Source organism: Citrobacter sp. wls757 (assembly GCF_005280935.1).
Lineage (GTDB): Bacteria > Pseudomonadota > Gammaproteobacteria > Enterobacterales > Enterobacteriaceae > Citrobacter > Citrobacter portucalensis.
On sequence record NZ_SZWU01000051.1, the window covers coordinates 36303 to 43942 of the forward strand.

The window sequence follows — 7640 nt, forward strand, 5'->3', positions numbered from 1 at the left end:
TGGTGTTGACCTGATTAGCGTCGCGCTATCAGGCAATTTGCATCAGTTCTTTTTCACAAACTCAGATTTCAGCTTCATTGGGCCAAAGCCATCGATTTTGCAATCGATGTTGTGGTCACCTTCAACCAAACGAATGTTTTTCACTTTGGTACCAATCTTCAGCATGGAAGAGCTACCTTTTACCTTCAGGTCTTTCACGACGGTAACGCTGTCGCCGTCAGCCAGCAGGTTGCCGTTGGCATCTTTAACGATCAGTTCGTCGCTGTCCTGCGCCGGTTCAGCATCGTTCCATTCGTGAGCGCATTCCGGGCAGATGAACATGCCGTTATCTTCGTAAGTGTATTCGGAGTTGCATTGCGGGCAGTGTGGTAATGACATGTGGATTTCCTCAAAAGTCAGCAGGGGCAAATGCGCCCAAAAAATGGCAGATTGCCGAAAAAGGCCGCAATTATACATAAAATCCCTGCATTTGTCGGGACTACTGCGCGATTACGCAAAATGATCTGCTGTAAAGACCCTCTGCTTTCACCTCAATGAAAGTATGGCGGAATATTTTTTAAGGGAAATTGCTACGCTTAGATATTTAAGATAAGGTGAGGCGAAATATCTGATATTCATAGGTAACATTGCTTAGAGATGCCTAAGTCATTGTGATTGAATATCATTGAACCCCTTAAATTTAGTAGGGGGATTCCGCTGGCATTTTTTAAAACTGAACTACGCTGTCTATCTTTCTTACTTATTTTCATAAGTGAGAGGCATCAGGCCAGCGGTTATACACCAAATTTATTTTAATAATATCAATTGGTTGTTTTGATTTTAATTATTTCTATACGTAATTATAAAAGCCAAAAAATCTATAAATAAAACGATTGGGCTAAATAAAAGCAATGCCATTTGCGTTAAGGAAAAATTTTCCATGCACACACAGACAATATATGAATTAAGTCAGGAAGCGGAACGCTTGCTGATGCTCTCGCTTGAACATCTCAGGCAATTGCAAAAATTGCCCGTGACCTCGTTGGATGATGTCGCGCTAAAACAAGGAGAGCATAGCAGTCAGGTTGTTCAGCCCCTGCATTTCAGCGCGCGTGGCATGGATGTCCAGCAAGCAACGCTCAATAATGAGCTGCGCAAGATTACGCGTCTGGAAATGGTGCTGGCGATTGTTGGCACGATGAAAGCGGGAAAATCGACGACGATTAACGCGATTGTGGGGACAGAGGTGTTACCTAATCGTAATCGCCCCATGACGGCGTTACCAACGCTAATACGCCATACGCCGGGGCAGAAAGAGCCGGTGCTGCATTTTTCACATGTCGCGCCGATCGATGCCTTAATGAAGGTTTTGCAGCAGCGCGTGCGCGAGTGCGATCGCCTGCGTCTTACGCAGACCCTGGAAATTGACAAGGATATGAATGTCCTGCTGCAACATATTGAAAATGGTGTGGCATTTGAACGGTATTATCTTGGCGCACAGCCTATTTTCCATTGCCTTAAAAGCCTGAACGACCTGGTGCGCCTGTCAAAAGCATTGGACGTTGATTTTCCTTTTGCCGCCTATGCCGCGATTGAGCATATTCCGGTTATTGAAGTTGAGTTTGTCCATTTGGCCGGACAGGCAAGCTACCCAGGGCAATTAACGCTGCTGGATACGCCGGGGCCGAACGAGGCAGGACAACCGCACTTACAAAAAATGCTCAATGAACAGCTGGTGCGGGCCTCTGCGGTGCTGGCGGTGTTGGATTACACCCAACTGAAATCGATTTCCGATGAGGAAGTGCGTCAGGCGATTATGGCGGTCGGCAAGTCAGTACCGCTGTATGCGCTGGTGAACAAGTTCGATCAGAAAGACCGCAACAGTGATGATGAAGAACAGGTGCGGGCGTTGATTTCCGGCACGTTGATGCAAGGCGGAATCGCCCCTGAAAGAATTTATCCGGTCTCCTCAATGTGGGGCTATCTGGCGAACAGGGCGCGTCATGAGCTGACGACGCGCGGGCGACTGCCGGATCATCAGGAGCAACGTTGGGTGCAGGATTTTGCCGAAGCGGCGCTTGGCAGACGCTGGCGCACCACCGATCTTGACGATACAGAACACATCCGCCATGCCGCCGACCTGTTGTGGGAAGACTCGCTGTTTGAACAGCCAATTCAGAAAGTGATCCACGCCGCTTATGCTAATGCTTCGTTGTATGCGCTTCGCTCAGCGTCACATAAGTTATTGAACTATGCACAAAGCGTGCACGAATATCTGGAATTTCGCGCCCACGGGTTAACGGTCGCCTATGACAAACTGCGGCTGAACATCACGCATATTGAAGAGGATATGCAGCAGTTAGAAGTGAGCCAGGGGCGGGTGAGCGATGAAGTCAGCCATGAAGTAGAACTGGCGCTGGAGGCTGCCGCTGCCTATCTCAGTGAGCAACAGACTGAGATTCTTTGCGGTATCAACACGTTCTTTGTCAAAGAAAACGTCCTGATGATGTCACAACACGGTCTGGTGAATGCTGTGAATACGGCAGAAATGGCCGGAGAGATGTTGGTGCTGCATGATGAAGGGCAGGCGAAAATTGTGTTAGATAAAATTCGCTCGTCCTGTGAGGGGGTATTGCTGGCGGCGCAGGAAAGCATCAGCCGGGACTTAGCCCTGCGTTTTGAACAGCTTGAGTCGACGCTCTCCCGGGCGCTAAATGACGCGATGCGGCCAATTGAGCAAAGGGTGAAAGAGGAGCTAAACCACGCCGGTTTTCGTGCGCGGATCCGTTTTCCAGCGTTCCATACGGCGATGTTTAATTTCAATACCCGCCAATTGTTTAACGAGGCCATTGAGCAGGATATTCCGGCAGAAAATGCGCCGTCTACTGGCGGTGTGGTGCGTGACACTTTCTCTCGTTGGCTAAATCAACCCAACTGGGGATGGAATGATTACGTCGAAACAAAAACGCGTTATCTCATTGATATGGGCGCATTGCATAAAAACCTTGTGCAGTACGTCTCCCAGTTTTGCCAACAAATTCGTAAAGCTTTAGCTGCTCAGGTCGATATCTCCGTTACGGCTGGCATGGCCACATTTTTTGCTGATTTCTCTCTGTGCCTGGCGCAATTGCAGGCGAGTCTGAGTGAGAGCCTGACGCTACGCCAACAAAATGAATCGGCGGTGAATGCAATGAATGAGCAATTGCAGCAGCGCATTACGATTGCTGCATGGCTTTATGAAGATTCCCGATTGCTGCGTGACGATATCAATACCCTTTTTGCAACCGAGCACACATGACTAACGTTTTACTGGAAGGCCCCGGGAGGACGCTGGAGTGTGTCTACCCGAAGTTTATGGTCGATCTGGTTCAGGGAGATGAAACCAAACGTTCCGGCGGTTTTCTGCAACAGCAGAAGCGGCTGCGTGCGCGTCTGACGCAGGAAGTGTTATCCCAGACGCAACTGCGTGCGTGGGTGATGGCGGGAGTGTCCAGCGAACATCTGGTGATGCGCCTTAAGCTGGTGGAGAAGCTGGCAGGCATGATTGACCCGGGTCATCTGGCGCTGGTACGGATCGCCGAAGGGCTGATGTTTTTGCAACAAACAGAACACCCGCGTGGGCTTTCAACCCCCGGTCTTTTACAGCAAATAAATTCACTGACTGACTGGTTTACCCAACGCGCGGCGTATAAAGAGAAGGCGCTGACCCAGCGCGGCCTCACGGTTCAGGCGGGCGAGCATAGCGAACAAATTTTTACCCGCTGGCGGGCTGGCGCGTATGACGGCTGGTCGTTACCAGGACGCTGTTTTGTCGCGCTGGAGGAGCTACGTTGGGGGGCTTTTGGTGATGCCTGCCGGTTAGCGAATGCCGATGTGGTGTTAATGCTAAAAGATAACCTGCGAACCATGGCGGCTCAGGCATTGGCGGACAGCGTGAATGCAGCGCCCGCTACGCGTCATTACTATCATCATTGGCTCAGCACGCCAGCTGTCGGCGGATCGGGCGAGTATAACGATATGCTGAGCTGGCTGGGGAGCTGGTGCGATGCGCAACGTCATCCGGTAAGCTGGTCGGTGACGCAGCGTTGGCAAAATGTGGCGCTGGGAATGCCGCGATTGTGTTCGGCAAAGCGGCTGGTCGATGCGATGGTTGAGGAGATTTTTGCACCGACCCTGCTCGTCAATTGAGCAGGGCTGGTGAGTAGGATAAAGGCAGGTTTAGTGGTGCAGAGAGTCTGCCGGGGTGGTCACCGCTTCGTTGGCGACCAGGTTTTTATTAAAACGTTTGGCGTACAGCGCGGTGATAATCGGCACCAGAATGGCGGTGACAATTACGCTGGCGGCAACCAGCGCCGTAGCGGATGCGGCAACCGGTTCGAACGCCGGGTTAATCTGGGCGATAATCACCGGGTTTGCTACCGCAGCACCTGCTGCTGAAGAGGCTGCGACGCCTGCCGTACCGTTCCCGCCACCAATAACACGGTCAGCAATAATCAGCGGGATACCGGTGATGACGATAACCGCGACACCCAGCAGGATACCCAGCAGACCGGTATCAACGATCACGCTCAGGTTAATAGTGTTACCCAACGCGAAGCCGAAGAACGGGATCAGCACCGGTGTGGCTTTGCTGAAGAAAGAACGCAGGTCGTGATCCAGGTTGCCCAACGTAAAGCCAATCAGGAATGGTAATACCGCGCCGATGAAATGGTGTGGCTCGAAGGAGGCCAGACCCGCGGAGCCGAGGATCACCATGGTCATTAACGGACCGGATTCCAGAGACATCAACACAAATGCGCCGGACTCTTCTTTGGTGCCGTACTGGTTCATCAGACTGGCGTACAAACCACCGTTGGTCATGTCCATTGCGGAGACAATTGCCAAAACTGAGAGGCCTGCAAAGAACCCAGTTTGAATACCGGTATCAGGAATAAATGAAGCAGCAATCATTGCCACTACCCAAGCCACGGCTATTTTGGTTATTACCAGCGTACCGGACTTGCGTAATACCGTACCGGTTGCCCGCAAATCAATAGATGCGCCGATACAAAAAAACCACACTGCCAGAATCGGTACCGTTCCGCTGATCATTCCTTTGGTAAACGAACCGAAATACGCACCGGTATCCGGAGCTAACGTATTTAACACTGCGCCTAATAACAGAGGAATCAACATCATTCCGCCGGGGATGCGTTCAATCGTGGCTTTAATTTTCATAAACGTCCTCATGTCTTGTCGCTGCTAAAACTTGCGCAAGAGGGTAAAAATTAATAAATTCAAATGGTTACTGGTGTTTCTTAACAAAGAAAATCGCTATCTCTTTGTTTTATAAAATCTAACGCGGCATACGTTGAGCGTGTTGCTGCTCCCAGGGATATTGCGTCTGGAATTAGTTTGCATTCACAGGAACATTGATTCAATCAAAATAAAACGATGTTTTAGTTATCTTCATCACATATTCCGTGCAAAAGTTCCCGGTCGCTCTGATTATTAAAAAAGCTGTGATCTTTTTGTGAAAGGATTAGGTGGTTTTTTTGCTAGCAGAATAATAGTGACCGCTGTGATTGTTGGTGCAATAAAGCGATTTATTCTTGTATTTAATTGTCATTAAATCGCAAGCATTACATGTAAAAAAGCTGACTAAGAATGACCTAATTTACGCATGTTGACGAAATGAAAAACTATATGTGAAGTTGATCACAAATTTAAACGCTGTTAGGGTAAAGAGGTCATTAACCGCCCAATCAGGCGTCAACAGGTTCGGTTGTACTGTGCGTTTCTCGTCAGTGTAAGTAAACCTGCTACGCTTGTTACAGGGAATGCGCCTGTGCATTCCCCGCTCGGTGATGACCCTGACGCATGGGCGTTAGGGGACTCGAACTGGAGCGTGACAGGGCTAAGTCTATGAGGACGAGTATGCTAAAAAGGAAAAAAATAAAACCGATAACGCTGCGCGACGTTACCATCATTGATGACGGTAAATTGCGGAAAGCCATTACCGCAGCGTCGTTAGGTAATGCGATGGAGTGGTTCGATTTTGGTGTTTATGGATTTGTTGCTTACGCATTAGGTAAAGTGTTCTTCCCGGGGGCTGACCCCAGCGTGCAGATGGTTGCTGCACTCGCCACCTTCTCTGTTCCCTTTCTGATTCGACCGCTTGGCGGATTGTTCTTCGGTATGCTCGGCGATAAATACGGTCGTCAGAAGATACTCGCTATCACCATCGTGATTATGTCGATCAGTACCTTCTGTATCGGTCTTATTCCCTCGTATGCCTCAATTGGTATCTGGGCACCGATTCTGCTGCTGCTGTGTAAGATGGCGCAGGGGTTCTCGGTCGGCGGAGAGTATACCGGGGCATCGATTTTTGTCGCAGAGTACTCGCCAGACCGTAAGCGCGGATTTATGGGCAGTTGGCTGGACTTCGGCTCGATTGCCGGGTTTGTGCTGGGCGCGGGCGTGGTGGTCCTGATCTCAACTATCGTCGGCGAGGATAACTTCCTTGAGTGGGGCTGGCGTATTCCGTTCTTCCTGGCGCTACCGTTAGGGCTGATTGGTCTGTACCTGCGCCATGCGCTGGAAGAGACGCCGGCGTTCCAGCAGCACGTGGATAAACTGGAGCAGGGCGATCGTCAGGGTCTGCAGGAAGGTCCTAAGGTCTCGTTTAAAGAGATTGCAACTAAGCACTGGCGCAGCCTGTTAGCATGTGTTGGTCTGGTGATTGCCACCAACGTCACCTACTACATGCTGCTCACCTATATGCCGAGCTATCTGTCGCATAACCTGCATTACTCTGAAGACCACGGCGTGTTGATTATTATCGCCATCATGATTGGTATGCTGTTTGTGCAGCCGATTATGGGGTTGCTCAGCGACCGTTTCGGGCGTCGTCCGTTTGTGATCATGGGCAGTATTGCGCTGTTTGTGCTGGCGATTCCGGCATTTATTCTGATTAACAGTAATGTTATCGGCCTGATTTTCGCCGGGTTGCTGATGTTGGCGGTGATCCTCAACTGCTTTACCGGGGTGATGGCGTCAACGTTACCGGCGATGTTCCCGACGCATATTCGCTACAGTGCGCTGGCCGCCGCGTTTAATATCTCGGTATTAATCGCCGGTCTGACTCCGACATTGGCCGCATGGCTGGTGGAAAGCTCGCAGAATCTGATGATGCCTGCTTATTATCTGATGGTGATTGCGGTAGTAGGTTTGATTACCGGCGTGACCATGAAAGAGACGGCTAATCAGCCGCTGAAAGGCGCGACACCTGCTGCTTCGGATATTCAGGAAGCGAAAGAGATCCTCGGCGAACACTACGATAACATTGAACAGAAAATCGAAGATATCGATCAGGAAATTGCTGAGCTACAGGTTAAGCGCACGCGTCTGGTGCAGCAGCATCCGCGTATTGAAGAGTAACGGTGTTATTGCCTGATGGCACTACGTTTATCAGGCCTACGGGCAGCGTTGTACTTTCGTAGGCCGGATAAGGCGCTAGCCGCCATCCGGCGCATGGCCTGGGTATTCGTGTTATTGCCTGATGGCACTACGTTTATCAGGCCTACGGGCAGCATTGTACTCAGTAGGCCGGATAAGGCGTTAGCCGCCATCCGGAGCATGGCCAGGACATTCGTGTTATTGCCTGATGGCACTACGTTTAT

General features: G+C 50.4%; 5 protein-coding genes. 3 read left to right on the forward strand and 2 right to left on the reverse strand.

What is annotated here, in order from left to right:
- Window positions 1-42 precede the first annotated feature (42 nt).
- Window positions 43-378, reverse strand: coding sequence for a zinc ribbon domain-containing protein YjdM (locus tag FDW94_RS14040; protein WP_003031835.1), 336 nt, complete (start codon window positions 376-378; stop codon window positions 43-45).
- A 541-nt stretch (window positions 379-919) separates the two neighbouring features.
- On the opposite strand from FDW94_RS14040, the gene crfC reads away from it, so the two are divergent.
- Window positions 920-3277, forward strand: coding sequence for a clamp-binding protein CrfC (gene crfC, locus FDW94_RS14045; protein ID WP_137377766.1), 2358 nt, complete (start codon window positions 920-922; stop codon window positions 3275-3277).
- A complete protein-coding gene (locus tag FDW94_RS14050; protein WP_048227455.1) occupies window positions 3274-4167 on the forward strand; it encodes a diguanylate cyclase regulator RdcB family protein in 894 nt (297 codons plus the stop codon). The genes crfC and FDW94_RS14050 overlap by 4 nt, the downstream gene beginning before the upstream one ends.
- 30 nt (window positions 4168-4197) lie before the next feature.
- Here the strand turns inward: FDW94_RS14050 and kdgT are convergent, their stop codons facing one another.
- A complete protein-coding gene (gene kdgT / locus FDW94_RS14055; RefSeq protein ID WP_071445609.1) occupies window positions 4198-5196 on the reverse strand; it encodes a 2-keto-3-deoxygluconate transporter in 999 nt (332 codons plus the stop codon).
- A 699-nt stretch (window positions 5197-5895) separates the two neighbouring features.
- Here kdgT and proP point away from each other — a divergent pair.
- Window positions 5896-7398 (forward strand): glycine betaine/L-proline transporter ProP, encoded by a 1503-nt coding sequence (gene proP / locus FDW94_RS14060; RefSeq protein WP_003826737.1) that lies wholly within the window; start codon window positions 5896-5898, stop codon window positions 7396-7398.
- Window positions 7399-7640: the final 242 nt, after the last annotated feature.